A 25,810-nucleotide genomic window follows, 5' to 3' on the forward strand; every position below is an offset into this window, starting at 1 on the left:
GTGACCATCCGTATCCTCCCGGCAATCGGCGACCCGGACGCCGCACGAGCGGTGTCCTCGCTGCTCAACCAGCTGCCGGACGCCGAGCCCGCACCCGCCGTCGCCGACTCCGCCGCGCTGCTCAACGCGCTGGCCGGCGCCGCCGCCCAGGGGGCCGGCGGGACGTTCGCCGGCGCTCCGTCCGAGGCCGGTCCGCCGTCCGGAGTCGAAGCGCTCCCCGAGGTCGTGCTCGTCCACGAGCGGATCGGGCCGACGCCGGCGCTGGAGCTGATCCGCGAGGTGGCGCTGCGCTTCCCCGCCGTCGGCGTCGTACTGATCACCACGGATGCCGGGCCCGCGCTGTTCTCCGCGGCGATGGACGCCGGTGCCCGCGGCATCGTGGGATTCCCGCTCGGCTATGACGAGTTGGCGGCCCGGGTGCAGTCCGCCGCCCAGTGGTCGGCGGGCGTGCGGGTTCACCTGGGGGGCAGCCAGGAGGCGGCCCCCGGGCCGGCCGGCACCCTGGTGACCGTGACCGGCGCCAAGGGCGGGGTCGGCACCACCGTCACCGCCGTGCAGCTGGCGCTGGCCGCACGGGCCGCGGGCCGTAGCGTCGCGCTGGTGGACCTGGATCTGCAGTCCGGCGATGTGGCCTCCTACCTGGACGTCCAGTTCCGCCGTTCGATCGTTGATCTCGCGGGCATCGCGGACATCTCCGTACGGGTGCTCCAGGACGCGGTGCACGACCACCACACGGGGCTGGGGCTGCTGCTGGCGCCCGAGGAGGGGGAGCGCGGCGAGGAGGTCGACGACCGGGCGGCCCGCCAGATCATCGGCGCGCTGCGCTCCCGCTACGAAGTGGTGCTGGTCGACTGCGGCTCCCAGATGCAGTCCGCGAACGCCGCGGCCGTCGAACTCGCCGATGCGGCCCTGCTGGTGACCACGCCGGACGTGGTGGCCGTACGGGCCGCCAAGCGGCAGGTGCGGCTGTGGGACCGGCTGCAGATCCGTCAGGCGGAGGACACCACGACCGTGGTCAACCGCCTCACCCGTAACACCGAGATCCAGCCGCCGCTGGTCGCCAAGGCCACCGGCACCCAGGTCGCCAGGACCCATGTGCCGGCCGCCTTCAAGGAGCTCCAGCCCTGTGTCGACGCGGGCCGGATGCAGGACCTCGACGGGCGGTCGACGGTCCGGCAGGCGCTGTGGGCGCTGGCGGGCGAGCTCGGCCTGGTCGAGTCACCGGCCGTGCGGCGGGAAGGCCGGGGCAGCCACCGGGCGCGCCCGACGCTGACGGGGCGCAGGCGCAAGGCCATAACGCCGGGGGCGGCTCCCGGTTCCGGGACAGGTCAGGGTCCGGCACCGGGGCCGGCCTCCGGGTCGGGGTCGGGGTCCGGTATCCGCTTCGGCGCACGGCGGGGCTCCGCGGCGGCGGCCGGCGGCTCGGGTCCGTTCGATCCGGCCGGTCCCTACGAGGAGGGCTGAGCGGTGCGGCGCCCACTGGGCGGCAACGACCGGGGGCAGGTCGCCGTGGAGTTCATGGGAATGCTCCCGCTGATCCTGCTGGTTCTCGCACTGCTGTGGCAGCTGGTGCTGGTCGGCTACGCGTTCTCGCTCGCCGCCCACGCCGCTGACCGGGGCGCGCGGGCCGGTACGGCAACGGAAGGCGGCGGCACCGGCGCGTGCCATGCCGCCGCCGAGGAGGACCTGCCCGGTTCCTGGCGGGGCGGTGCCCGCATCTCCTGCGCCCCCGAAGCGGGCGTGTGGAAGGCGACGGTCCATATCGAGGTCCCGGTGCTCTTCCCCGGCACGGGCAGCTTCCCGTGGCCGGTGCAGGGCTCCGCCGGCGCGGCGAAGGAGGACCCCCGATGAGCGCCGTACGTCCGCCCGACCGGCTCCGGCAGCCCGACCGGCTCCGGCAGCCCGTCCCCCTCCCGCTGCCCGCCCGGCTCCGGATCCGGCTTGCTGCCCGGCTCCGTGGCCACGGCCGCGACCGGGGCACGGTGTCCATCGAATTCCTCGGCTTCCTGCCGATCCTGCTGGTCGTCGGGCTGGCCGTGGTCCAGCTCGGGCTGGCGGCTTTCGCCGTCCAGCAGGCCGGTACGGGAGCGCGCGCCGCGGCCCGTACCGCCTCGATGGACGAGACCGACCACCCACCCGACCCGCAGGCCGCCGGCCGGGCCGCGATGACCGGCTGGGTCGCCCGCGACGCGCGGGTCTCGGTGGACGGCGGCGGGGGCGACGCGGTCAGCGCGACCGTGCGCGTCACCATCCCCTCGCTGCTGCCCGGCGTCCACGACTTCGGCACCGCCTCCCGCAGCGCCACCATGCCCCGCCCGCAGAAACCCGGCGCCCTGGGACTCGGACCCGCCGTGGAGACGTACGAAGTGGGCACATACGAAGGAGCACCCCCGCGATGAGCCTCAAAGCCCGGATCGTCGCACCCGAGCCGGCTGGTGAGGCGCGCCAGGACAGCAATTTGGTCGCCGTCTACCGCGCCAAACTGCTCGAAGAGATCGATCTCGCCGAGATGTCCTCGCTGGCCGCGGCCGAGCGCCGTGGGCGGCTGGAACGCGTGCTGGGCCACATCATCAGCCGTGAGGGCCCGGTGCTCTCCACCGCCGAACGCGCCCAGCTCATCCGCCGGGTGGTGGACGAGGCGCTGGGCCTCGGGGTGCTGGAGCCGCTGCTCGAAGACGCTTCGATCACCGAGATCATGGTCAACGGCCCCGACCAGGTGTACGTCGAGCGGGCCGGCCGGGTCGAGCTGCTGCCCGTCCGCTTCGCCTCGCACGAGCAGCTGATGCAGACCATCGAGCGGATCGTCTCCACCGTCAACCGGCGGGTCGACGAGTCGAATCCGATGGTCGACGCCCGGCTGCCGTCCGGCGAACGCGTCAACGTCATCATCCCGCCGCTCGCCCTGAACGGCGCCACCCTCACCATCCGCCGCTTCCCGCGCGCCTACACGCTCGCCGAACTCATCGGCATGGGCACGCTCGACGAGCAGATGCTGATGCTGCTGGCGGGGCTGGTGAGGGCCAAGTTCAACGTGGTGGTCTCCGGTGCCACCGGCGCGGGCAAGACCACGCTTCTCAATGCGCTCTCCGGACTGATCCCGGACGGGGAGCGGATCATCACCGTCGAGGACGCCGCCGAACTCCAGCTCCAGCAGAGCCACGTCATCCGGCTGGAGTCCCGGCCGCCCAATGTCGAGGGCAAGGGCCGGATCACCATCCGCGACCTCGTCCGCAACTCCCTGCGCATGCGCCCCGACCGCATCATCGTCGGCGAGGTGCGCGGCGGCGAGACCCTCGACATGCTCCAGGCGATGTCCACCGGCCACGACGGTTCGCTCGCCACCGTCCACGCCAACAGCGCCGAGGACGCCCTGATGCGGCTGCAGACCCTGGCCTCCATGTCGGACGTCAAGATCCCCTTCGAGGCGCTGCGGGACCAGATCAACAGCGCCGTCGACTGCATCGTCCAGCTCACCCGGCACGCCGACGGCTCCCGCCGGATCAGCGAAATCGCCCTCCTCGACTCGCGCGGCCACGAGGACTACCGCATCGCGACGGTCTGCCGCTTCGACGCCGAGCCGATGGGCGCGGACCGCATCGTGCACGGGCGGTTTTGCTACTTCCCCCTGCCGCGGCGGGTCGCCGAACGCCTCTTCATGGCGAGCGAGCCCACCCCGCCCGCCTTCGGCGTCGCCACCGATGACGCTCAACTCGCCACCCGGAAGGCCCTCTCATGACCGGCGGGAACCCCCTTGCCCTGCTCGCCCTCGGGGCCGCCCTGCTGTGCGGGGTGCTCGCGATCGCCGGCGTACGGACCTATGCCGCCGGGCACGCCCAGCGGCAGGCCGTCGTCGACCGCCTCGACGACGAGCGCAGGCTGCCGGCCGACGGACGCCGGCGCCGCTTCCCGTCCGTCGACCGCGCCCTGCGCGGCACCCGCTTCGGCCGTCGCCTCGAACTGCGGCTGGCCGCCACCGGCCTGGATGTCACCCCCGGCGAATTCTTCGTCTACATGCTCGGCGCGGTGCTCGCGCTGTGGCTGGTCGCGCAGGCCACCCTCGCCCCGTTCTTCGGCCCGATCGCCGCGCTGGTCGCCGTCTGGGCGGCGTTCGCGTTCCTGGGCTGGCAGCGGCAGAAGCGCATCGAGAAGTTCATCAACCAGCTGCCCGAGCTCTCCCGGATCCTCGCCAACGCCACCCAGGCCGGACTGGCGTTGCGGACGGCGCTGGGCATGGCGGCCGAGGAGCTGGAGGCCCCGGCCGGTGAGGAGCTGGCCAAGGTCTCCGACAAGCTCTCCGTCGGCCACTCCATCGACGAGGCGCTGGGCGAGCTGGCCGAACGCCTCCCCTCCCGCGAACTCGTCGTCCTGGTGACCACCTTGGTGCTCTCCAACCGCGCCGGCGGCACCGTCGTCGGCTCGCTGCGCAACCTCACCACGACCCTGGAGGAGCGCAAGGAGACCCGCCGCGAGGTCCGCACCCAGCTCTCCCAGGTCGTCGTCACCGCCTACGTCGTCCCGCTGCTCGGCATCGGCACCCTGCTGCTGATGAACCGGATCGCGCCGGGCGCCATCGACCGGATGACCTCCTCCTTCCTCGGCCAGCTCGCGGTCGTGGTGGCCTTCGTCCTCTACGGGCTCGGGTTCTTCTTCATCCGCCGGCTGTCCAAGATCGACGTCTAGACACCGAACCGAACCGTCCCCGGCATCGACACCGGCATCGGTATCCCCAGAGGAACAGGAATGGGAATCGGAATTCTGCTGGCCGCGGCCTTCGCCCTCTCGGTCGCCGGCATCTGCTGCGGTATCGCGCTCTACCGCCGAGAGGCCCGGCTGCCGCCCGACCTGGCGCTGTCCCTGGAGGTCGGCGCGACCCGCACCACGGTGGTCGGTTCGGCCGTGGACCGCACCGGCATGCGCTACGCGCCGCTGGTGCTCCGGCTGATGGGCGACAAGCGCACCGCCCGGGTCCGCCGGCGGATCGACCTGGCCGGCAATCCCGGCGGGCTGACCGTCGACCGGTACGCCGCCCGGCGCGCCGTCTACGGGGCCCTCGGCTTCTTCGGCGCGCTGGTGATGTTCCTGCGCGGTCAGCCGCTGCTCGGCGTCCTGATGGTGCTCTTCGGTCTCTTCTGGACCGAGGTCGGCATCTGGGCCGCGATCCGCCAGCGCAGGGACACCATCGAACGCACCCTTCCGGACTTTCTGGACGTGCTGGCGGTCGTGGTCAGCGCGGGATTGAGCTTCCGTCAGGCGCTGGACCGGGTCGCGGAGAAGTACGAGGGTCCATGGGCCGATGAACTCCGGATCACGCTGCGGCAGATGGACATGGGCGTCAGCCGCCGGGCGGCCTTCGAGGAGCTACGCAAACGCAACGACTCCGAACAGGTCGCCCAGTTCGTCACCGCCCTCCAGCAGGGCGAGGAACTGGGCTCGCCGATCGTCGAGACGCTGATCCAGATCGCCAACGACATGCGCCGCACCGACGCCCAGAACGCCCGGCGCCGTGCCGCCCGCGCGGTCCCCAAGGCCACCATGGTCGTTACCACTTTTATGGTGCCGGCCACGATGATCCTGCTCATCGCCGGGTTCTTCCTGGGCTCGGGGACCAGCTTCGGCTCGCTGATGGGGGAGTGAATCGTGCCACAGCTCCCGCCGCCGGCCCCGCCCGAAGCCACCTGGCGCCGCCGGTCCGGCCCGGCACGCCCACGCAGGCTCACCTCTGTGCGGCTCCTTCCGCCCTTCGCGCCGTCTCCTTCGCCGGCATCTTCCATGACGGCCATGACGTCGGCTAGCCCTTGCGGATGCACATCTTGGGGTGGGGGACGCCGGGCGGGCCGACGTGTCGGCCGCTGGGCGGACCGCCGCACCGCCCGCAGTCGGCTGCAGCGGCCCGCATCCGGCCGGATGGGGGTGCTTCACCGTCCGCTTCTCGTCAACTCCTTCGCACGAGCAACGAGTTGTGTCACAGTGGGTGGGCGGACGGTTTCATTCGCGCTACGGCGCGGAGAGGTCGCCCGGTCCACATGGGCAGGGGAGCGGGGCATGGTGCCGGAGGGGGAGCGGGGGTGGGTGAGGTGCGACTGAGTGGCCGAAATGCGCCGTTGTGCCCGTCATCTGTGATCCCGAATGAGGATTGGGCACGGATTCCCTGTTCCGGGCACGCTGTTCCGGCGTACTTTTCTCGTGTCGTGAGCGCGGTCGACCGCGCCGGCACCACGGGGACTGACCAGCCGGACCAGAGCGGTACGGCCGCCCATGGAGGGGAAGACGATGGCGAAGCGTATTTTGGGGAACGACCGGGGACAGACCTCGATCGAGTACCTCGGCATCATCGCGGTGGTCGTGGCGATCGTCCTGGTCCTGTCGACCACGGACTTCGGCAGCCAGATCGCGAACGCGATCGCCAACAAGATCTCCGACGTCGTCGGCATTTAGGCCCCGTCGCTGCCGCCGCGGTCGTGCCGGCCACCGTCCCGCGCCGCCGGCGCGACGCCGGGCAGGCCTTTCCGCTCTACATCGTTGCGGTCGCGGGCCTGCTCTTTCTCGCGCTCGCTTTCTTCGCCGTAGGGCAGGCCGCGGCCACCCGCAACGGTGCCCAGACCGCCGCTGACGCGGCCGCGCTCGCCGCCGGCCAGAAGTACCGCGATCTGCTGACCAAGAGCTTCCTCGACGGCCTCCGCGACGGGAGCTACGAAAGCGACCGGGCCGCGTGGAAAGACCTGCTGAACGGGCGCGGCGTCCTGTCCGACGAGGCCTGCGAGCGCGCGAGCTGGTTCGCCGGGCGCAACGGCGCCTACCTCTCCGGCGCCCGCTCCGGGACCGGTCCCGGAGCGGGCGGCTGCATCCCGGACTCCTGGCCCACCTCGTTCGCCGTCGCGGTCAAGACCCGCAACCCCGTGGGCAATTCGGTCATCCCGATGACCAAAGGTGCTCATGGGGAGGCCGAGGCGAAGTCCGTCGTCGAGCCCCGCTGCACCCTCGATCCCGCCACGGACGGCACGGGGGGTACGGGCGCCACCGGAGGTACGGGCGGGCCCGGCGGCAAGAGCGACGAGGGGGACAAGGGCGGCAAGGAGGGCAAGGGCGGCAAGGAGGGCAAGGGCGGCAAGGACGGCAAGGGCAAGGACGCCGCCAAGGCCGCGCCCCTCCACATCACCTGCGACGGAAAGCGCTGGACGCTCGACCCCGACGACCTCCGGCAGCTGCCCGACGCCTCCGACCTCTTCTCCGTACGCCTCGCCCATTGACCGCCCACCCGTACCCGATGCGCACCCCGACCCGCACCCCGGCACCTCCGAGACGACCAGACGACGATCAAAGGAATCGCATCCCATGAGCATTCGGCGCACCACGAAGGCCGCCAGAGGAGCGGTCGCCATGGCGAGTGCTGTCGGCCTGGCTCTCGTCGTGGCCGGCTGTGGTGGTGGCGACGGCGGTACGAAGGGGACGGACGGCGACAAGCCCCCGGCCCGCAGCACCGCCCCCAAGGGCAGCGACCCCGGCAGCCCGGCGGCCGACTCCGACAAGGTGATCGGTGAGATGAAGGGGCCGGACGGCGTGGTGGTCACGCTGCACTCCGTCGTCCGTGACTCCGGCGGCTTCGTCACCGTCAACGGAACGGTGTCCAATCACGGCAACCGTGCCTTCAACGCGATCGACTGGCGTTCCAACGAGACCGAGCTGCGGTCCCGTTCCTCGATCTCCGGAGCCACCCTCGTCGACAAGGCGGGCAAGAAGCGGTATTTGGTGCTGCGGGACACCAGTGGCGAATGCCTGTGCACGACCGGCCTCAGCGGGCTGATGCCGGGGGGCAGCCGCCCGATCTTCGCGCAGTTCCCTGCGCCGCCGGCCAAGGTGACCCAGGTCGACTTCCAATTGCCGACCATGCCCCCCGCCAGCGTGCAGATCACGGACTGAGCGGGCACCCATGACCGCGACCCCGATGCCCGCGACCGAGAGGCCCGCGACCTCGATGACCGCGACCGAGATGTCCGCGGCCGAGATGCCCCGAGGGCGCCGCGCGCGCCGAGCGCCCCGTACGGCCGTCACCGCCGCCGTCGCCCTGCTGCTGACCGCGGCGCTGACGGTCCCGGCCGCCCACGCCGATCCGCCGGGCCTGACCGAGGACTCCAGCCCCCCGGTCCACATCGACCCCAATGACCCCGATCTGCGCATGGTCCAGGGCGCCAAGCTCGCCCCGTCCAAGGTCCTCAACATCAAGTCCATCGTCGAGACCGACGACGGCGCCGAGCGCCGCCAGGACACCAACGACAATGTGACCTTCTCGCTGCAGGCGGAGGTCCTGTTCGACAAGGACAGCGCCAAGCTGTCGTCGGACGCGCTGTCGCGCATCGGCACCATCGCGGCGGAGATCAAGAAGCAGAACGCCACCCGTCTGCGGGTCTTCGGCTTCACCGACAATCTCGGCTCGGCGAGTCACGGCCTGGTCCTGTCCAAGCAGCGGGCCAACGCCGTCCAGCAGGAGCTGGCCAAGGACCTCGGCTCGTCCGTCAGCTTCCAGATCCGCGGCTACGGCGAGCAGTACCCGATCGCCGACAACGCCACCGAGGCAGGCCGTAAGAAGAACCGCCGGGTCGAGGTCAGCTTCCCGCGCGCCTAGGGCGACAGACCCTGGTGAAATGGCCGGCGGCGCGGAGGCAAGGCAGACGCGGGCGGCCAGTATTGGACCAGTCGATACAATACCTGCTAGCGTCACCGGTATGGCGCGACCCAGGAAGTTCGACGAGGAGCGGGCGCTGCATGCCGCGATGGAGGCGTTCTGGGCCTTCGGATATGAAGCGACCTCCACCCAGGACCTGTGTGAGGCCACGGGTCTGGGGCGCAGCAGCATCTACAACACGTTCAAGAGCAAGCACGACCTCTTTGAACGAGCGCTGGCCCGCTATATGGACCACAAGAACCGCGAGTTGTTCGCGCTCATGGAGGGCGAACTTCCTGCACTGCAGAAGGTCCGCGCACTGCTGTGGCGGGTGCTCGGCGAGGAGTTCGCCGAGGGTGCGGACGGCCGCGGCTGTCTGGTCGTCAATACCTGTGTCGAGGTGTCGGCCCATGACCCGTCGGTCGCCACTTCGCTGGAGCGGGACTACGGCCTGCGGCTGGAAGCCCTCCGTGCCGTGATCGAGTCCGGTCAGCGCGACGGTGACATCGCGGCGGAAAAAGATGCCCGCACCCTTGCTCACCTGGTGATCGCCACGATCGGCGGGCTGCGTGTCTCGGCGCGGTCCGGCGTGGAACGCGCCGCCCTGGAAGGTGTGGTGGAGGCGACGCTGAGCGCGTTCTGATCCGCGCATCCGAAGGTCCGCACCCGAATCTGCGCACCCGAACCCGCATGCCCTGGTCCGGGCGCCCTGGTCCGCACGTTCTGCTTCATATGTCCTGACTTGCGTCCTGACTTATACGTCCTGATCCGCACCCCTGACGTCTCCTGGGGGCGACTTCGGAGCCCGGCCGCATCACGGGCACATTTTGAACCGATCGTTCCAAAAAATCCGAACCGCCACTCGAACCTTCCTCACCCTCCTCCCCTCACATAACGGAGCGCTCCGCCATGCCACTTGCTGTCTACCTCCTCGGCCTGGGTATCTTCGCCCAGGGCACCTCCGAATTCATGCTCTCCGGGCTCCTCCCCGACATCGCCGCCGACCTCGGCGTCTCCATCCCCGACGCCGGTCTGCTGGTCTCCGCCTTCGCCCTCGGCATGTTCCTCGGCGCACCCGTGCTCGCCGTGGCCACGCTGCGGGTGCCCCGCCGCACCGCGCTGATCGCCTTTCAACTCGTCTTCGTCGCCGGGCACGTGGCCGGTGCGCTCGCACCGGCATACGGCCTGCTGTTCGCGACCCGCGTGGTGAGCGCCCTCGCCTACGCCGGTTTCTGGTCGGTAGCCGCGGCGACGGCGGTGAGCCTGGTGCCGCCGGGTGCCAAGGGGAAGGTGCTGTCGGTGGTTGCCATGGGGCTCACCCTTGCCACCGTTGTGGGCGTGCCGGCCGGTACGGTCCTCAGCCAGCACGCGGGCTGGCGCGCGGCGTTCTGGGGCGTGGCCGCTCTGACCGTGCTCAGTGCACTCTCGCTCCGGGCCGTGCTGCCCGCGGGGCACGGCCCCGGCGGTGAAACCCTGACCGTACGGCGCGAGACGAGGGGCCTGGCCCGGCCGGCCCTGTGGGTGTCCTACCTCGTCACCGCACTGACCTTCGGCGCGGGGGTCGTCACCTTCAGCTACCTCGCCCCGCTGCTGACGGAGGTGAGCGGGCTTCCCGCGAAGTGGGTGCCCGCGGTTCTCGCCCTCTACGGGGTCGGCGGACTGTTGGGACTCTCGGTCGGCGGACGGATCGCCGACGCGATGCCGCTACGGACACTGGGCACCGGCGTGGGAGCGCTGACCGTCGTCTCCGCGGCGCTCGCGCTCACGGCGGGGAGTCTCGGCACCACCATCGCCCTGGTCTTCGTCCTCGGGTTCACCGCATTCGTCGTCAACCCTGTCCTGCAGTCACGGGTGTTCCGCCTCGCCCCCGATGCGCCGACGATGGCAGGCGCGGTGAACACCTCCGCCTTCAACGTCGGCATCACGCTCACCCCGATGCTGGGCGGCCTCACCATCGACGCGGGCCTCGGCTTCACCTCGGTGGCCTGGGTCGGCGCCGGCACCGGAGTGCTGGCCCTCGCCGCCACGGCGTGGGCCGCCGTACTGCAACGGCACACGGAGCGCCCCGGCGCACCCGCCGTCGACTGCCCGGCGTACGCGGCCGGATAGCCGGCGCCCGGGCTCGGCCGGACGCCGGACCGGTCCGTCAGCGGACGGGACCGGTACCGATCCTGAGGTCGAGCCGGAGGCCGGGGCGCAGGCCCCAGCGCGCCATCGTGCCGGCCTCCGCCTCCAGGACGTGCCGGGCGCGGAGCCGGGGGAGTCCCAGCCGGCCCGGACCCATGGTCCGTACGGCCAGCACGGTGAAGTCCCGGCTCAGATAGGCGACATCGATCGCAAACCGCATCCGGAAGGTGTGCACACTGCTCGCCGGGGTCAGCAGCAGTGCCCCTTCGACGCCGTCGCGGCCCAACAGCCCGCGGGTGCGGGCACGCCAGGACGCCGCGATCTCCACCGGAATGACGGCCTCCGCGCCGTGCAGGACCCCCGGGCCGTTCTCCCCACGCACCATGCACAGCGTTCTATCAGCTCCCGCATGCCGGATCCGCCATCCGCCCCCGGACGCGAAGCCGGACACCCTAAGGTCGGCACGTGCCAGTGATGCTGATCGTTCTCGCCGCCGCCTACGGGGCCGCGGCCGGGGTGCTCCTGCCACGGCCCGCCCACCGGATGGCCGTTGAGCCCGAGGAGGAGTGGTGCGCGGTCTGTCCCCGCGGGCATGCGATCACGGGGGTGGCGCGGGGCTGGCTGGGGCGGGGGCACTGCCCGGACTGCGGGGCGTACGGACCGGGGGCGCTGCCGATGGCGGTGGCCACCGCACTGGCCTGTGCGGCCCTGGCGGGGGCCGCCGGACCGCGGCCGGAACTCGTCGCCTGGCTGGCGATGACGCCGGTCGCGGTGCTGCTGGTGGCCGTCGACTGGCGCATCCGGCGCCTCCCGGACGCGCTGACGCTGTCGCTCGCCGTGATGGCGGCGGTGCTGCTGGGGCTCGGCGGCTGGTTCACCGATGAGGGCGCGGCGTGGCGGCGGGCCCTGCTGGGCGGACTCGTCCTGGGCGCGTGCTACCTCCTGCTCTATGTCGTCAACCCGCAGGGCATCGGGCTGGGCGACGTCAAGCTGGCGGTCGGGCTGGGGATCGCCCTCGGGTGGTACGGCTGGCGCACCCTTGTCTACGGCGGGGCGGCCGGCGTGCTGCTCGGTGCGCTCTACGGCGCGGGGCTGCTGATCGTCCGGCGCGGTGCACGGGGAGCGGCCATGCCCCTGGGGCCCTTCATGATCCTCGGGGCGTTCGGTGTGCTGCTCCTGGGTGCCGCCGCGGCGGCGGGCTGACGGGGCCGCACCCCGCAACCGCAACCCGCACCCGCACCCGAACAGAGAAAGGGGACGGATCCCGCCCGCGGGACCGCCCCCTTCTCTGCTTCACGCGCCCACGCGCCCACGCGCCCGCCTGCCCCCGGCCCCGCCGGAGAACGGGCCACGCCGCCGCGCGCGCCGGTGCACGAAGCATCCCTCCCGCGGGGTTATGGTGGAAACCCCCCCTCGGGCCGGTCCGTATCCCCCCACGGACCGGCCCGCTTTTTGTTCCGTGCGCCGGGCAGGTCCCTGGACGGGCGACGCACTCGCCGTGGAGACCGCCGGGCACCCGCCCGGGCGACAGCCCCCCGCGGGCATTCGGCCTGCTACTGCCGGACCGGTGCTACTGCCCGACCGGTGCGACCGCCGGACCGGCGCTACCGCCGCGCCCAGATGTTCACGCCGTCCGTCGTCTCGGCGAACTCGTCGATCTCGGCCAGCTCGGCATCCGTGATCGCGGGGGCGTCGAGGGCGGCGATATTGGCCTCCAGCTGGGCGACGCTGCTGGCGCCGATCAGGGCGGAGGTCATCCGGTCGTCGCGCAGCACCCAGCGCAGCGCGAGCTGGGCCAGCGACTGGCCGCGCCGGGCGGCGATGTCGTTGAGGCCGCGGAGGCGGCGGACGACCTCGTCGGACAGCAGGCCCGGGTCCAGGGACTTGCCCAGGGAGGCCCGCGAGCCTTCGGGGATCCCGTGCAGGTACTTGTCCGTGAGCATGCCCTGCGCAAGTGGCGCAAAAGAGATGCAGCCCATGCCCTCGGCTTCGAGGGTGTCCAGCAGCAGATCGTCCTCGGTCCAGCGGTTGATCATCGAGTAAGAGGGCTGGTGGATCAGCGCGCGGACGCCCATTTCCCGGAGGATTCCGGCCGCTTCACGGGTCTGCTCGGCGTTGTAGGAGGAAACCCCGACATACAGGGCCTTGCCCTGCTGGACGGCGGACGCCAGCGCGCCCATCGTCTCCTCCAGCGGGGTGTCCGGATCGAAGCGGTGCGAGTAGAAGATATCGACGTAATCGACGCCCATCCGCTTCAGTGAGGCATCCAGCGACGAGAGGAGATATTTCCGCGAACCCCATTCACCGTAGGGGCCCGGGTGCATCAGATATCCGGCCTTCGTCGACAGAATCATCTCGTCGCGGTAGCCACGGAAGTCCTGCGCGAAGATCTTCCCGAAGTTCAGCTCGGCGGACCCGGGTGGCGGACCGTAGTTGTTGGCCAGATCGAAGTGGGTCACGCCCAGGTCGAAGGCGCGGCGCAGGATGTCCCGCTGGGAGCTCAGGGTGCGGTCATCCCCGAAGTTGTGCCACAGTCCAAGGGAGATAGCGGGGAGTTTGAGTCCGCTGCGACCCGTTCTCCGGTACTTCATCGAGTCGTAGCGGGAATCCGCGGCGCGGTAGTCGGTGCCAGTCATGCTCATCTCCCTATCACGTACCTGTGACCTACCTGATTGGGCTGTCGAGACAGCCGAGAAGTAAAGTTGCCCACTTGAGGCGACGGGGCGACCGCCATTGGCACGGAGGGGCTGGACCACACATGCTGCGATCTTCCGGGATGCGCATCCCTTATCCGCCTGCACTGCGCAATCTGGTCTACCGGCTGTACGCGCGCAGGGTGGAGGGTCGCCTGGATCACACCCAGGTGCCCAAGCACATCGGCGTCATCCTGGACGGCAACCGGCGCTGGGCGCGGGCCGACGGGCGGACGACCGAGCAGGGCCACCAGGCCGGCGCGGCCAAGATCAGTGAGCTGCTGGGCTGGTGCGAGGAGACCGACGTCGAGGTGGTCACGCTCTGGCTGCTGTCGACGGACAACCTCGACCGGCCCGAGGAGGAGCTGAAGCCGCTGCTCGGCATCATCGAGAACACCGTCCGCGATCTGGCTTCCGACGGCCGCTGGCGGGTGCACCACGTCGGCAACCGCGATCTGCTGCCGACCGCCACGCAGCAGGTGCTCAAGGAGTCCGAGCAGGCCACCCGCGACAACACCGGCGTGCTGGTGAATGTGGCGATCGGCTACGGCGGCCGCCAGGAGATCGCCGACGCGGTGCGCTCCTTGCTGCTGGACCACGCCGAACGCGGCACCTCCTTCGAGCAGCTCGCCGAGATCGTCGACATCGACCTGATCTCCGAGCACCTCTACACCCGCGGCCAGCCCGACCCGGACCTGGTGATCCGTACGAGCGGCGAGCAGCGGCTGTCGGGCTTCATGCTGTGGCAGAGCGCCCATTCGGAGTACTACTTCTGCGAAGTTTTCTGGCCGGCGTTCCGGAAGGTCGACTTCCTGCGTGCCCTGCGCGACTACGCCGCCCGGCACCGGCGCTACGGCTTCTAGACGGCGCTCGGGAGCACTCCACCACTCTCCGCCGCATTCGGCCAGGCGGGTTACTCACGCCCCGTAAGCCCGATTCACCCCTGAAGTCCTTGATGCCCCTTCCGTTGCGGGGCATCACCAGCCCCGTCAGCTTCATGTGCCGCTGACGGGGCCTCTTCTGACACACCTTCCCCTCGGGTACCACCTTGGCGCCGCCGCCGCTCGGCGAGCAGGCGTTACCCAAGGTTCATCGACCGTGCGTCATATGCCGTGGCATGGCTACGCAGGTTCGAGGGAATATCCCTTCCAGGTCGGCGTCCGGAACAAGCCATCGGGCGCCGCATCTCAGCGGACGGCATGGGGTCGTCCGCCCGGGAGGCCCTTTGCACATCACGGAGGTCCGTGCGTACGTCACGGTCGACGCGGAGGGCCGGTGCTCGGCCCGCGCATTGTGGTCCGAGCCCGGTCCGGTCACCAGATGGCCGGGGGTCCCGGAGACGCTGCCCAGCGACAGCTGGTCAGGCGGCGCCCCCGGGAGTACACCGCCCCGCGACGCCGTCGCACCCCAACCTCATCCGAGGGGGTTCGTCCACCCGTGGTGAACATCAAGCAGCGCCGTGAGCACGACCGGCGCACTTATGTCCTCGACACCAGTGTGCTGCTGGCGGATCCAGGAGCCATGGCCCGCTTCGACGAGCACGAGGTCGTGCTGCCGGTCGTGGTGGTCACGGAACTGGAGGCCAAACGGCACCACCCCGAGCTCGGCTACTTCGCACGGCAGGCGCTGCGCCTGCTGGACGAGTACCGGGTGCAGTTCGGGCGGCTGGACTCGCCCATCCCCATCGGGGATCTCGGCGGGTCGCTCCGGGTCGAGCTGAACCACTCCGATCCCGGAATACTGCCCGCGGGCTTCCGGCTCGGCGACAACGACTCGCGGATCCTCGCCGTGGCGCGCAATCTGCAGGCCGAGGGGTACGACGTCACGGTCGTCTCCAAGGATCTGCCGCTGCGCATCAAGGCGTCCTCGGTCGGGCTGCTGGCCGAGGAGTACCGCGCCGAGCTGGCGATCACCGATTCCGGCTGGACGGGGATGGCCGAGCTGACCGTCTCCGCCGAGCAGATCGACGATCTCTTCGCCGCCGAGACCACTCATGTACCGGAGGTCTCCGAACTTCCGGTACATACCGGACTTGTGCTGCAGTCCGACCGCGGCAAGGCGCTCGGCCGGGTCACCGCGGAGGGCGCGGTCCGGCTGGTGCGGGGCGACCGGGAGGCGTTCGGGATCCACGGCCGCAGCGCCGAGCAGCGCATCGCGCTGGATCTGCTGCTCGACCCGGAGGTCGGCATCGTCTCGATGGGCGGCCGGGCCGGTACGGGCAAGTCGGCGCTGGCGCTGTGCGCGGGCCTGGAGGCCGTATTGGAGCGCCGGCAGCACCGCAAGGTGATGGTGTTCCGCCCGCTGTACGCCGTCGGCGGACAGGAACTGGGCTACCTGCCGGGCAGCGAGGCGGAGAAGATGAGCCCCTGGGCTCAGGCCGTCTTCGACACGTTGTCCGCAGTGACCAGCAAGGACGTCATCGAAGAGGTGGTGGGGCGCGGCATGTTGGAGGTGCTGCCGCTGACCCATATCCGGGGGCGTTCGCTGCATGACGCATTCGTCATCGTGGACGAGGCCCAGTCGCTGGAGCGGAACGTCCTTTTGACGGTTCTGTCCCGTATCGGCGCCAACTCCCGGGTGGTGCTGACGCATGATGTCGCCCAGCGCGACAACCTCCGGGTCGGGCGGTACGACGGTGTGGTCGCCGTCGTCGAGAAGCTGAAGGGGCATCCCCTGTTCGCCCACGTCACGCTGAACCGCTCGGAGCGTTCGCCGATCGCGGCACTGGTGACCGAATTGCTGGAGGACGGCCGGATCTGACCGGTTGTGAACACGGCGCCGCCCGGCAAAGCGAAGGAGCTTAGCCGGGCGGCGCAGTGCTGCGAGTGGATATCCGAAAATCGTTTGCCGTAAACGAGGTGTGAGCTTTCACACCCAGCGGGGAATTGCCTCCCGGCCTCCCGGTCGGGCAGAGTCTGGGTCCTGTCAGGCCCCGCATACGGCATCAAGCACCCCCAGCGGTGTGTAGAACCAACGAACTTCATAGCGATGCGCCGTATGCCGCCCGAGCACCACGCGGACCCCGAGGGGGACGTACCGGGCCAGTGCCTCCCGTGACCAGTCGGACCCGCCCGCTCAACAGGGTCCGGAACAAGGGGAGGTCAGCGTCAGGGGCACGATTGCGCCCGCGAGGTCACCTATGCGGGCGATGCTGGAAGGAAATCGTGTGAGCCGGATCTCGGTCCGGGGATTCGCCGTGGCATCCGCCACCGCGGTCACCACCGTCGGCGCCGTGGTCGGCGTCGCTGCAGGCAACGAGCCCGCCTCGGTCGGCAACACCGAGGCCACCGCTGCCGACGCGACGATCGCCGACATTCCCGCGGGCGCACAGGCCCAGGTGCAGACGGCTTCCCTGACGCAGCAGGCGGACGACCAGTCCACCCAGGCCGACACGGCAGCGCTGAAGTCCGCTCAGGAGTCGGCCCGCAAGGCCGCCGCTGAGACCGCCAAGAGCAAGAAGGACGCGGCGGAGGAGGCGAAGGCCAAGAAGGAAGCCGACGCACGCAAGGAGAAGCTGGCCGCGTCCCGCTCCTCCGCGCGCGGCGACCTGGGCGACCTCCTCGGCAAGGGCTCGTACTCCATCGCCGACACGCAGTCCATCGCGCGGCAGATGATGGCCGGCGACCAGTTCCAGTGCTTCAGCCACATCGTGGACCACGAGTCCGGCTGGAACTACAAGGCCACCAACGCCGGCTCGGGCGCCTACGGCCTCGTCCAGGCGCTGCCCGGCTCCAAGATGTCCTCTGCGGGCTCCGACTGGCAGACCAACCCGGCCACCCAGATCAAGTGGGGGCTGAACTACATGAACGACCGCTACGGCAGCCCCTGTGGTGCCTGGTCGTTCTGGCAGGCCAACAGCTGGTACTAGGCCCGCCGGCAGTACCACGCACTTCCGAAACCCCCGAACGCGGCAGCGTCGGGGGTTTCGTGCGTCCGGCGCAGGTAACGTCGTGCCCGTCAGGTTGTGGTGCGTGGGAGGGGAAGAGGAAGGCACATGTCCAGATTGCCTCAGTGGGTCGGTGGCCTCGGCGCCGGTCTGACCCGGCTCTCGCAGCGGATGGAGGATCAGCACCGCCGTGCGGAAGCCGCGGTGGGGGCTCCCCCCGGCGGGAGTTTCCCGGACTCCTCGGTGGAGGCCGACGACTCGGAAGAGCTGAGGCGCGCCGGTCATGCGGATGCCCCCGCGGCCGGCGGTCCGGCGGACGGGACTGCTGCGGACGGCGGTCCGGCGGACGGCGGTGCGTCGCGCGCCGGTGCGCCGGCCACGCTCACGGTCCCCCGTACCCAGCTGCCGGAAGCGACGGACGGGGTGCCGCACCCCGCGACGGAGCTCGCCGCGCCGTCCCCCGGCGCCGTCCCGCCGGAGAACGTCCCCCCGCCGCCGTCGTACGCCCCGGCCGTCGCGGCCCGCCCCGATCCGGTCGACGCGGTGCCGTGGGGCGTACGGGTCGCCGCCGAGGCGGGCTGGCGGCTGCTGGTGCTGGCGGCCACGCTGTGGGTCCTCGCACGCGTCATCACCACCATCGAACTGGTGGTGCTCGCCTTCATCGCGGCGACGCTGATCACCGCGCTGCTGCAGCCCAGCGTGGGCTGGCTGCGCCGGCGCGGGCTGCCGCGCGGACCGGCCACCGCGCTGACCTTCATCGGCGGGTTCGTCATCATGGGCCTGGTCGGCTGGTTTGTGGTCTGGCAGGTCCAGGACAACATCGATTCGGTCTCCAGCCGTATCCAGGAGGGCATCACCGAGCTCAAGGGCTGGCTGCTGAAGAGCCCGTTCCATGTGACCGAGTCTCAGATCACCCAGATCGCCAAGAATCTGCAGGACGCGGTCGGCGCCAACACCGAGGCCATCACCTCGGCCGGCCTGGAGGGCGTCACCGTCGTCCTCGAAGTGCTCACCGGCATCCTGCTGGCGATGTTCACCACGCTCTTCCTGCTCTACGACGGCCGGCGGATCTGGAACTGGGTGCTCAAGCTGGTCCCGAGCGCGGCCCGCGAGGGAGTGGCGGGCGCCGGGCCGCGGGCCTGGCGGACGCTGACCGCCTATGTGCGCGGCACGGTGGTCGTCGCCCTGATCGATGCCATCTTCATCGGTATCGGCCTCTACTTCCTCAATGTGCCGCTGGCCGTGCCGCTCGCCGTCTTCATCTTCCTGTTCGCCTTCATTCCGCTGGTCGGCGCGGTGGTCTCGGGTGCGCTGGCGTGTGTCATCGCGCTGGTCGCCAATGGGGTGTTCACGGCGCTGATGGTGCTGGCGGTCGTGCTGGCCGTCCAGCAGATCGAGGGGCACGTCCTGCAGCCGTTCATCCTGGGCCGGGCGGTCCGGGTCCATCCGCTCGCGGTGATCCTGTCGGTCGCCGCGGGCGGGCTGATCGCGGGCATCGGCGGTGCGGTGGTCGCGGTGCCGCTGGTGGCGGTCACCAACACGGTGGTCGGCTACCTGCGTTCGTACTCCAGGGAGCAGGCGGTACGGATGTCGGTGGCCCCGCGCGGCGCCACCGCGATCTCGGTGGCGCCGACCCCGCCCCCGGTGCGGGCCAGGCCCGAGGAACCCGGGGCGTAGGGCGCGTCTTTTGGATCACCCGGACCGGATCACCCGGACCGGTCCGCCTGGACCGGTCCACCCGGACCGGCCGGGCGATCCGGAAGAAGCTTCCCGGACAGTGCCGGGCACCGGACGCAAAGAACCCCGCAGACGCCAGGTCTGCGGGGTTCTGTGTGCGGGTGTCCCGCGCTGTGCCGGGGATTACTCGGCGAGCGCGGCCTCGGCGTCGAGGGTGGCGCCGACGGCCTGCAGGACGGACGCGATCTTGACGGCCTCCTGGATCGTCTCGCGGTCCACACCGGCCTTACGGAGCACCTGCTCGTGCGAGTCCAGGCACATTCCGCAGCCGTTGATGGCCGAGACGGCCAGCGACCACAGCTCGAAGTCGACCTTGTCCACGCCCGGGTTGCCGATGACGTTCATCCGCAGACCGGCGCGCAGGGTGCCGTACTCCGGGTCCGAGAGCAGGTGCCGGGTCCGGTAGAAGACGTTGTTCATCGCCATGATGGCGGCGGCCGACTTCGCGGCGCTGTAGGCCTCGGCGGAGAGGTTGGCCTTCGCCTCCGGCTCCAGCTCGCGCAGCACCTTCGGCGAGCGCGAAGCGATCGCGCAGGCCAGCACGGTGCCCCACAGCTGCTGCTGCGGGAGGTCGCTGTTGCCGATGACCGAGCCGAGGTTCAGCTTGAGGTCCTTGGCGTAGTCCGGTACGGCGGACTTCAGTTCGTCGAGAGCCATGTCAGATCAGCCTCCAGTTCGCTAGCGGAGTGTCACTCGCCCGAGAGCAGCGCGACCGGGTCGAGGGTGTCCTCGCCCTTGGACCAGTTGCAGGGGCACAGCTCGTCCGTCTGCAGGGCGTCGAGGACCCGCAGGACCTCCTTGGGGTTACGGCCGACGGAACCGGCGGTCACCATGGTGAACTGGATCTCGTTGTTCTGGTCCACGATGAAGACGGCGCGCTGCGCGAAGCCGTCCTCGCCCTCGATGCCCAGGTCGCGCATGAGCTCGTGCTTGGAGTCGGCGAGCATCGGGAAGGGCAGGTCGGTCAGGTCCGGGTGGTCCTTGCGCCAGGCGTGGTGCACGAACTCGGAGTCGCCGGAGAAGCCGAGGACCTGGGCGTCACGGTCGGCGAACTCGTCGTTCAGCTTGCCGAAGGCGGCGATCTCGGTCGGGCACACGAAGGTGAAGTCCTTGGGCCACGCAAAGACGATCTTCCACTTGCCCTCGTAGGTCTTGTGGTTGATCTGCTCGAACTCCTGGCCCTTTTCCAGCGAAACGCAGGCGGTCAGGTCGAACTCGGGGAACTTGTCACCGACAGTGAGCACGTACTCTCCTTGTTGCGCAGAAAGTCCCTTTTGGGGCCTTTCCTTGAGGCTTGGACGGGTTACACACTGCCACAGCAAGCATTGATCAGGGAAATAGCTAGACTGGTTGATGTTGATCGGAGGTGGTTATCAGTGGCTTCACCGGCGAGTCAGGGCGGCAGACCCCGCCAGCCCAGCCTGGCCCAGCTGCGCGCGTTCGTGGCGGTGGCCGAGCATCTGCATTTCCGCGAGGCGGCGGCCGAGATCGGTATGAGCCAGCCCGCGCTGTCCGGGTCGGTCTCCGCACTGGAAGAGACCCTGGGAGTGCAGCTGCTGGAGCGTACGACGCGCAAGGTGCTGCTGTCGCCCGCGGGGGAGCGGGTGGCCGCGCGGGCCAGGACGGTACTGGAGGCCGTCGGCGATCTGATGGAGGAGGCGGAGGCGGCCCGCGCGCCGTTCACGGGCGTGCTGCGGCTCGGCGTCATCCCGACCGTCGCCCCGTATCTGCTGCCGGCCGTCCTGCGGCTGGTCCATGAGGCCTACCCCGACCTGGACCTCCAGGTGCACGAGGAGCAGACCGCCTCGCTCCTGGACGGCCTGGCCCACGGGCGCCTCGACCTGCTCCTGCTCGCGGTGCCGCTCGGCGTCCCCCAGATCACCGAACTCCCGCTCTTCGACGAGGACTTCGTCCTGGTCGCACCCAAGGACCACTGGCTCGGCGGCCGCGGCGACATCCCGCGCCAGGCCCTCCAGGAGCTGGACCTGCTGCTGCTCGACGAGGGGCACTGCCTGAGGGACCAGGCCCTGGACATCTGCCGGGAGGCCGGCCGGGACGAGAACACCCCCGTGACGACCAGCGCGGCGGGCCTGTCCACCCTGGTGCAACTGGTGGCCGGCGGGCTCGGCGTGACCCTGCTGCCCCGCACCGCGCTACGGGTCGAGACCGGCCGCAACGACCAGCTCACCACCGGCTACTTCGCCGACCCGGCCCCCTCGCGGACGATCGCACTCGCCATGCGCACGGGCGCCGCCCGCCAGGGCGAGTTCGAGGAGTTCGCGGCGGCGCTGCGGGGGGCGCTGCGCGGGCTGCCGGTGCGGATGGCCGGGGGTGAGGGTCAGGCTTAGTCCCGACCGGCCCTGGGCAGCGCCTCGGCGTCGAGCCTCACTTCGGCACCGAGCAAGGCGGGGTGGGTGACTTGCTCGCCGGGGGCGTGGGCGCGGTGGCTGCCGTAGCCGTTCTCGCCCGGGTCGGTTCGGACCTGCATGCGGCTGTGCTTGCGATCGATGATCACGGTGCCGCGCTCACTCCGTCCGCAGCCCGTCGGGCCGCATCATCCGCCACAGCGGCGGCAGGCTCAGCAGCGTGACGAAGAAGATCATGCCGCCGCCGGCCGCGGCGATGCCCGCGACCACCGGCCAGTCGACCGTCACCGTGCTGTCGATCACCGTCAGCAGCAGCGTCCCCAGCGCCAGCCCGCAGCCCAGCGCCAGGCCCAGTCCGAGCAGTACGGGGAGGGCGGTCTGCCACAGCACCGACCAGCCCAGGGTGGCGCGGCGGGTGCCGTACGCATCGAGGGTGGACAGCAGCCGGCGGCGCTCGTGGAGCTGTTCGACGGTGGAGATGACCAGGCCCGAGCCGATCAGCAGCAGGGTGACGACGGCACCGGCGAACAGGCCCTTGCGGACGCTGTTGAACTGCGCGTCGTGCGGGTTGTCGACGGCGGAGGACTCGTTCATCGCCGGGTTGATGCGGGCCACGGTGTTGCGGATGTACTCCACGGCGTCCGGGGTGCCGCGGTCGAAGTCGACCTTGAACTCCGCGGTGGGCTGGTCGAGCCGGCCGGTGTCGAGTGCGGACGGGGTGGCCAGCAGGTCGTACGAGAAGTGGTCGGGGGCGCGTACGCGGTCGAGGAGCCGGACCGTGCGGGCCGCCGCCGGGATCGTCCAGGGGCGCGGGGGCTGCGGGCTTTGGCCGGCGTACGGGGGGCCGAGGTTGATCGTCGCCCCGGGCGCGAGGGCGGCGTCCCGGCCCGTGGCATCGGTGAGGAACACCTCGCCGTCGCGGCAGGAGCCCAGGCGGGCCAGTTTGTGCAGCTCGGCGCAGCTGCCGACGGCGAGCGTCGAGAGCGGTGCACCGGACACCGGACGCCGGCCTGCCGGCAGCCGGCCGATGTTCGCGTCGATCGTGCCGCGGACCGCCGTCACCCCGGGCGTGGCGCGCAGCGCGCCGAGTGCCCGCTGCGTCTGCGGCCATCCGTGGGCGTCGGCCCACAGGCCGATCCGCGGAAGCTTGCCGGACTCCGCGTACGCCTCGGCGTAGCCGGCCTGCATACCGGTCATGAGCATATGGATCGCGATGGCGCCGGCCACCGCGACGGTGATGCCGCTGACCGCGCGGGTGGCCGAGCCGCTGCTCAGCTGCAGGCGGCGGACCGCGAGTTGCCAGGCGACCGGGCCGCCGTGCAGCCGGCCGACCACCGCGTCCACCAGCCAGGGCAGCAGGACGGTGACGCCGAGCAGCAGCAGTATCGAGCCGGTCGCGAGCTGGAAGGCGTTGAGCGGGGTGTCGCGCCACGGCTGCGCCCGGGCCAGCGGCACCAGCAGCGCGATGCCCACGGCAGGCAGCGCCACCCGCCACCACAACCGGCGGCGCAGCACGGGGCGGTTGCGGACGATGCCCAGCGGCTCGATGGTGATGCCGCGCTGGGCGAACAGCGTCACCACGACCGCCGCCGTCGGCACGAGTACGGCGATCAGCGCGGCGGCGAGCGGGGCGGGCGTCACGTCCGAGGGGAAGACGTTGACGCCCCACAGCGTGATCACCGAAGCGCTCTGCCGGCCGGCCAGGAACAGCGCGCCGCCTCCCGCCAGCCCCAGCAGCGAACCGAACAGCGCCTCACCGGAGGCGATCCGGCGGGTCGTGGGGACATCGGCGCCGACCAGCCGGAGCGCGGCCAGCCGGCGCTCGCGCCGCTCATTGCCGAACCGTATGGACGTGCCGAGGAAGGCGAGCACCGGCATCATCAGCGTCACACCCGTCATGACCACGAGAACCACGGCGGGCGCCCGCATCGGTGGCGCGTCCCAGTTCTTGCCGAAGCGGTCGATGCGGTAACCGCCGGGCGTGGCGAGCGTGGCGCTCTGCGCGACGTAGGTGAGCTCTTGCGGGCCGAGCAGACCCTCGTCGCCGATCACCCCGGCCACGTCGTAGTGCAGCCGGTCGCGCAGCAGCGCCCCTTCGGGGGAGTCCAGCAGGTCCTTGAGCGCCGGGGAGACCAGCATCCGTCCGGGGCCGGGGAGACGGCCGATGCCGGGCGGTACGGGCGGATGCGCGCCGTCCGGGCGCACCAGGCGCCCGCGGACCGGCGCACCACGGAAAGTGGTGTCGGCGGAGGCGCAGAGCAGGGTGCGGTCGGAGCGCGGCGGGTTGTGTTCCTGGCCCAGGTTCTCGCGGGCCTTCTCCCGGCCGTGCCAGGCGTCCATCAAGGGCGGTACGGACGAGCACAGCAGCAGGACGGCCACGCCCAGTCCTACACCGAGCGCGGTCAGCGCCGTACGGGTCCAGCCCTCGCGGCCGCCGCCGGCCGCGAACCGCATCCCCATCGCGAGGTCACGGGCCCAGGCCGCGGGGCCGGTGCGGGGGGCGGCGGACGGGCCCCGGGGGGCGGACGGTCCGGGGGTGCGGTCGTCACCCCGGCCGCTGCCGCTGCCGCTGCTGCCGCCGCTGTCGCCGGCGCCGCCGCTGCCGGTGGACGAGCGCAGCAGGCTCATACCAAGCCCGCCAGCATGTCCTTCACTTTGCCGTCCCGGACCACGATCTCCCGGTCGGAGTAGGCGGCGACCCGGGCCTCGTGGGTGACCAGGACGACCGCGGCGTGGGTCTCCCGGGCGGCGTTGGTCAGCAGGGTCAGGACGCGTTCGCCGTTGAGCGAGTCCAGGGCGCCGGTGGGCTCGTCCGCGAAGATGACCCGCGGGCGGGTGGCGAGGGCGCGGGCGACCGCGATCCGCTGGCCCTGGCCGCCGGATATCTCGCCGGGCCGCCGGCCGTGCACCTTCTCGACCTCCAGCCGCTCCAGCCACTCGCGGGCCTGCCGTTCGGCCTCCTTGCGCTTGGTGCCGTTCAGCCGCAGGGGCAGCGCGACGTTCTCCAGCACGGTCAACTCCGGTACCAGCTGGCCGAATTGGAAGACGAAACCGAAGTCGGTACGACGCAGGGCGCTGCGCCGGGCGTCGCTGAGCGCGTTCAGGGTGTGCGGGCCGTAGCGGACGGTGCCGGAGTCCGGGCCGATGATCCCGGCGAGGCAGTGCAGCAGGGTCGATTTGCCGGAGCCCGAGGGGCCCATGACGGCGACGACCTCACCCGGGTGGATGGAGAACTCCGCACCGTCCAGCGCCCGTGTCGCCCCGTAGGTCTTGTACAGCCCCTCCGCGGCGAGCAGGGGGCGCCTCCCGGCGGAGCTGGGGGAGGATCCCTCCGGTGTCATGCACGGACCGCTTCCGCCAGCTTGTCGAGCCGGGCGGCGGTCAGCTCCAGCCAGCGCAGATCGGCTTCGAGGTGGAACAGCGCGTGATCGCAGATCAGCTGGTCGGCGAGGTCGCCGGTGCGCTTGCGCTCGGTCAGTTGGCGCATCAGCCGCAGATGCTCGGCGCGCTGGGAGTCCAGCAGTTCGGCGGCGTTGCGGCCGGTCATCAGGGCCAGGACGACCTTGGTGTAGAGCGTCGAATGGAGGTACGGCTCGGGCTTCTCCGGACGGGCCAGCCACTGGGCGACGTCGGTGACCCCGGCGTCCGTGATCGCATACCGCTTGCGCTCCGGGCCCGCGCCGGCCTCCACGGCGTCCACCTCGACCAGGCCGTTCTTCAACAGCCGGGACATCGTGGAGTAGACCTGCCCGTAGTGCAGCGGGCGGTCCTGGCCGAAGTGTTCGTCGAAGGCCCGCTTGAGGTCGTAGCCATGGCGGGGGCCGGACTCCAGGAGGCCCAGCAGCGTATGACCGATTGACATGACGACCACCTTACTGGGGGCTCTATCGCTGGTGTATACGCGGGCGGTATAGCGAGCGGGGAGCCCACGCCGGCTCCCACGCCTGCTCCCACGCCGGCTCCCACGCCGGTGACGAGGTGAGGTGACGTGGGAGCGGGGAGGCTCAGCCTCCGTCCGGCCCGGGGCTCCGGGGCGGCCCGCCGGCCGGTGGCCCCCCGGGTGGCCGCTCTCCGGCAGGCGGCTTCTTGGGCGGCCGCCCCCGCCGAGGGATCGACCCCGCGTCCCGGGGCAGCCGGCCCGCGTCGGACAGCGCCTTGCGCAGCAGGAACTCGATCTGCGCGTTGGCGCTGCGGAGTTCGTCGTCGGCCCAGCGCGCCAGGGCGTCATGGATCAGCGGGTCCAGCCGCAGCAGCACCTGCTTGCGCCGCTGCGGCCGTCGCGCCGGGGTCCGCCCGCCGCCGGCGCCGGACCCCTCCGGGGCGTCGTCACTCATGCCGAAGC

Annotated in this window: 27 protein-coding genes; 18 read left to right on the top strand and 9 right to left on the bottom strand. The window is 71.1% G+C overall.

The genetic code is table 11. The features are described 5' to 3' along the window. The 12 genes from ACGFR7_RS05370 (at nucleotide 1) to ACGFR7_RS05425 (ending at nucleotide 10,768) form a co-directional block, all read left to right on the top strand. Nucleotides 1-1,464, top strand: coding sequence for a CpaE family protein (locus tag ACGFR7_RS05370; RefSeq protein WP_393313258.1), 1,464 nt, complete (start codon nucleotides 1-3; stop codon nucleotides 1,462-1,464). A 3-nt stretch (nucleotides 1,465-1,467) separates the two neighbouring features. Then, nucleotides 1,468-1,851, top strand: coding sequence for a TadE/TadG family type IV pilus assembly protein (locus ACGFR7_RS05375; RefSeq protein WP_393313261.1), 384 nt, complete (start codon nucleotides 1,468-1,470; stop codon nucleotides 1,849-1,851). Further along, nucleotides 1,848-2,399 (top strand): TadE/TadG family type IV pilus assembly protein, encoded by a 552-nt coding sequence (locus tag ACGFR7_RS05380; RefSeq protein ID WP_393313264.1) that lies wholly within the window; start codon nucleotides 1,848-1,850, stop codon nucleotides 2,397-2,399. Before ACGFR7_RS05375 ends, ACGFR7_RS05380 begins: the two co-directional genes overlap by 4 nt. Continuing rightward, entirely contained in the window at nucleotides 2,396-3,736 is a 1,341-nt protein-coding gene (locus tag ACGFR7_RS05385) for a CpaF family protein (RefSeq protein ID WP_393313267.1), read from the top strand. The genes ACGFR7_RS05380 and ACGFR7_RS05385 overlap by 4 nt, the downstream gene beginning before the upstream one ends. After that, on the top strand, nucleotides 3,733-4,680 hold the full coding sequence (locus tag ACGFR7_RS05390) for a type II secretion system F family protein (RefSeq protein WP_393313270.1): 948 nt from the start codon (nucleotides 3,733-3,735) through the stop codon (nucleotides 4,678-4,680). The genes ACGFR7_RS05385 and ACGFR7_RS05390 overlap by 4 nt, the downstream gene beginning before the upstream one ends. A gap of 60 nt (nucleotides 4,681-4,740) precedes the next feature. Continuing rightward, complete coding sequence (locus tag ACGFR7_RS05395; protein WP_393313273.1) at nucleotides 4,741-5,634, top strand: DUF5936 domain-containing protein; 894 nt, start codon at nucleotides 4,741-4,743, stop codon at nucleotides 5,632-5,634. A gap of 636 nt (nucleotides 5,635-6,270) precedes the next feature. Then, the gene (locus ACGFR7_RS05400) at nucleotides 6,271-6,435 is read left to right on the top strand and encodes a membrane protein (protein ID WP_018089307.1); all 165 of its coding nucleotides are present in this window, start codon (nucleotides 6,271-6,273) and stop codon (nucleotides 6,433-6,435) included. Nucleotides 6,436-6,458: 23 nt separating this feature from the next. Beyond that, nucleotides 6,459-7,247 carry a pilus assembly protein TadG-related protein gene (locus ACGFR7_RS05405; RefSeq protein WP_393313277.1) on the top strand — a complete coding sequence of 263 codons (789 nt, stop codon included), beginning with the start codon at nucleotides 6,459-6,461 and terminating at the stop codon, nucleotides 7,245-7,247. An 85-nt stretch (nucleotides 7,248-7,332) separates the two neighbouring features. Further along, nucleotides 7,333-7,917 carry a hypothetical protein gene (locus ACGFR7_RS05410; protein ID WP_393313280.1) on the top strand — a complete coding sequence of 195 codons (585 nt, stop codon included), beginning with the start codon at nucleotides 7,333-7,335 and terminating at the stop codon, nucleotides 7,915-7,917. Nucleotides 7,918-7,987: 70 nt separating this feature from the next. Then, nucleotides 7,988-8,620, top strand: coding sequence for an OmpA family protein (locus ACGFR7_RS05415; protein WP_393314196.1), 633 nt, complete (start codon nucleotides 7,988-7,990; stop codon nucleotides 8,618-8,620). Between the two features lie 100 nt (nucleotides 8,621-8,720). Continuing rightward, nucleotides 8,721-9,302: a TetR/AcrR family transcriptional regulator gene (locus tag ACGFR7_RS05420; protein WP_393313283.1), complete on the top strand. Its 582-nt coding sequence runs from the start codon at nucleotides 8,721-8,723 to the stop codon at nucleotides 9,300-9,302. 266 nt (nucleotides 9,303-9,568) lie between these two features. Next, entirely contained in the window at nucleotides 9,569-10,768 is a 1,200-nt protein-coding gene (locus tag ACGFR7_RS05425) for a Cmx/CmrA family chloramphenicol efflux MFS transporter (protein WP_393313286.1), read from the top strand. Between the two features lie 37 nt (nucleotides 10,769-10,805). Here ACGFR7_RS05425 and ACGFR7_RS05430 read toward each other — a convergent pair whose 3' ends face one another. After that, nucleotides 10,806-11,171 carry a DUF192 domain-containing protein gene (locus ACGFR7_RS05430; protein WP_393313289.1) on the bottom strand — a complete coding sequence of 122 codons (366 nt, stop codon included), beginning with the start codon at nucleotides 11,169-11,171 and terminating at the stop codon, nucleotides 10,806-10,808. A gap of 80 nt (nucleotides 11,172-11,251) precedes the next feature. Between ACGFR7_RS05430 and ACGFR7_RS05435 the strand changes: the two genes are divergently transcribed. Next, nucleotides 11,252-11,989: a prepilin peptidase gene (locus ACGFR7_RS05435; protein WP_393313292.1), complete on the top strand. Its 738-nt coding sequence runs from the start codon at nucleotides 11,252-11,254 to the stop codon at nucleotides 11,987-11,989. A gap of 401 nt (nucleotides 11,990-12,390) precedes the next feature. Here the strand turns inward: ACGFR7_RS05435 and mgrA are convergent, their stop codons facing one another. Then, the gene (gene mgrA, locus ACGFR7_RS05440; RefSeq protein WP_393313295.1) at nucleotides 12,391-13,422 is read right to left on the bottom strand and encodes an L-glyceraldehyde 3-phosphate reductase; all 1,032 of its coding nucleotides are present in this window, start codon (nucleotides 13,420-13,422) and stop codon (nucleotides 12,391-12,393) included. Between the two features lie 140 nt (nucleotides 13,423-13,562). Between mgrA and ACGFR7_RS05445 the strand changes: the two genes are divergently transcribed. The 4 genes from ACGFR7_RS05445 to ACGFR7_RS05460 all read left to right on the top strand — a co-directional run bounded on the left by ACGFR7_RS05445 (nucleotide 13,563) and on the right by ACGFR7_RS05460 (nucleotide 19,042). After that, complete coding sequence (locus tag ACGFR7_RS05445; protein WP_393314199.1) at nucleotides 13,563-14,342, top strand: isoprenyl transferase; 780 nt, start codon at nucleotides 13,563-13,565, stop codon at nucleotides 14,340-14,342. Between the two features lie 574 nt (nucleotides 14,343-14,916). Continuing rightward, nucleotides 14,917-16,239 carry a PhoH family protein gene (locus ACGFR7_RS05450; protein WP_393313298.1) on the top strand — a complete coding sequence of 441 codons (1,323 nt, stop codon included), beginning with the start codon at nucleotides 14,917-14,919 and terminating at the stop codon, nucleotides 16,237-16,239. Nucleotides 16,240-16,645: 406 nt separating this feature from the next. Further along, a complete protein-coding gene (locus ACGFR7_RS05455) occupies nucleotides 16,646-17,347 on the top strand; it encodes a transglycosylase SLT domain-containing protein (protein ID WP_393313301.1) in 702 nt (233 codons plus the stop codon). A 126-nt stretch (nucleotides 17,348-17,473) separates the two neighbouring features. Then, nucleotides 17,474-19,042, top strand: coding sequence for an AI-2E family transporter (locus ACGFR7_RS05460; protein WP_393313304.1), 1,569 nt, complete (start codon nucleotides 17,474-17,476; stop codon nucleotides 19,040-19,042). A gap of 183 nt (nucleotides 19,043-19,225) precedes the next feature. Here the strand turns inward: ACGFR7_RS05460 and ACGFR7_RS05465 are convergent, their stop codons facing one another. After that, nucleotides 19,226-19,759 carry an alkyl hydroperoxide reductase gene (locus ACGFR7_RS05465; protein WP_088799700.1) on the bottom strand — a complete coding sequence of 178 codons (534 nt, stop codon included), beginning with the start codon at nucleotides 19,757-19,759 and terminating at the stop codon, nucleotides 19,226-19,228. A gap of 32 nt (nucleotides 19,760-19,791) precedes the next feature. Further along, nucleotides 19,792-20,346, bottom strand: coding sequence for a peroxiredoxin (locus ACGFR7_RS05470; protein WP_006603399.1), 555 nt, complete (start codon nucleotides 20,344-20,346; stop codon nucleotides 19,792-19,794). A gap of 132 nt (nucleotides 20,347-20,478) precedes the next feature. Between ACGFR7_RS05470 and ACGFR7_RS05475 the strand changes: the two genes are divergently transcribed. Then, entirely contained in the window at nucleotides 20,479-21,450 is a 972-nt protein-coding gene (locus ACGFR7_RS05475) for a LysR substrate-binding domain-containing protein (RefSeq protein ID WP_393313308.1), read from the top strand. Here ACGFR7_RS05475 and ACGFR7_RS05480 read toward each other — a convergent pair. The 5 genes from ACGFR7_RS05480 to ACGFR7_RS05500 all read right to left on the bottom strand — a co-directional run bounded on the left by ACGFR7_RS05480 (nucleotide 21,447) and on the right by ACGFR7_RS05500 (nucleotide 25,802). After that, the gene (locus ACGFR7_RS05480) at nucleotides 21,447-21,617 is read right to left on the bottom strand and encodes a hypothetical protein (protein ID WP_393313311.1); all 171 of its coding nucleotides are present in this window, start codon (nucleotides 21,615-21,617) and stop codon (nucleotides 21,447-21,449) included. The genes ACGFR7_RS05475 and ACGFR7_RS05480 overlap by 4 nt on opposite strands. Before the next feature lie 10 nt (nucleotides 21,618-21,627). Continuing rightward, nucleotides 21,628-24,096 (bottom strand): FtsX-like permease family protein, encoded by a 2,469-nt coding sequence (locus tag ACGFR7_RS05485; RefSeq protein WP_393313314.1) that lies wholly within the window; start codon nucleotides 24,094-24,096, stop codon nucleotides 21,628-21,630. Then, nucleotides 24,093-24,809 carry an ABC transporter ATP-binding protein gene (locus tag ACGFR7_RS05490; protein ID WP_393313316.1) on the bottom strand — a complete coding sequence of 239 codons (717 nt, stop codon included), beginning with the start codon at nucleotides 24,807-24,809 and terminating at the stop codon, nucleotides 24,093-24,095. Before ACGFR7_RS05490 ends, ACGFR7_RS05485 begins: the two co-directional genes overlap by 4 nt. Then, on the bottom strand, nucleotides 24,806-25,330 hold the full coding sequence (locus ACGFR7_RS05495; protein ID WP_393313319.1) for a PadR family transcriptional regulator: 525 nt from the start codon (nucleotides 25,328-25,330) through the stop codon (nucleotides 24,806-24,808). Before ACGFR7_RS05495 ends, ACGFR7_RS05490 begins: the two co-directional genes overlap by 4 nt. A gap of 142 nt (nucleotides 25,331-25,472) precedes the next feature. Beyond that, nucleotides 25,473-25,802 (bottom strand): hypothetical protein, encoded by a 330-nt coding sequence (locus ACGFR7_RS05500; RefSeq protein ID WP_393313322.1) that lies wholly within the window; start codon nucleotides 25,800-25,802, stop codon nucleotides 25,473-25,475. Nucleotides 25,803-25,810 lie beyond the last annotated feature (8 nt).

Origin of the sequence: Streptomyces sp. NPDC048516, assembly GCF_043199875.1 — a bacterium.
Classification (GTDB): Bacteria; Actinomycetota; Actinomycetes; order Streptomycetales; family Streptomycetaceae; genus Streptomyces.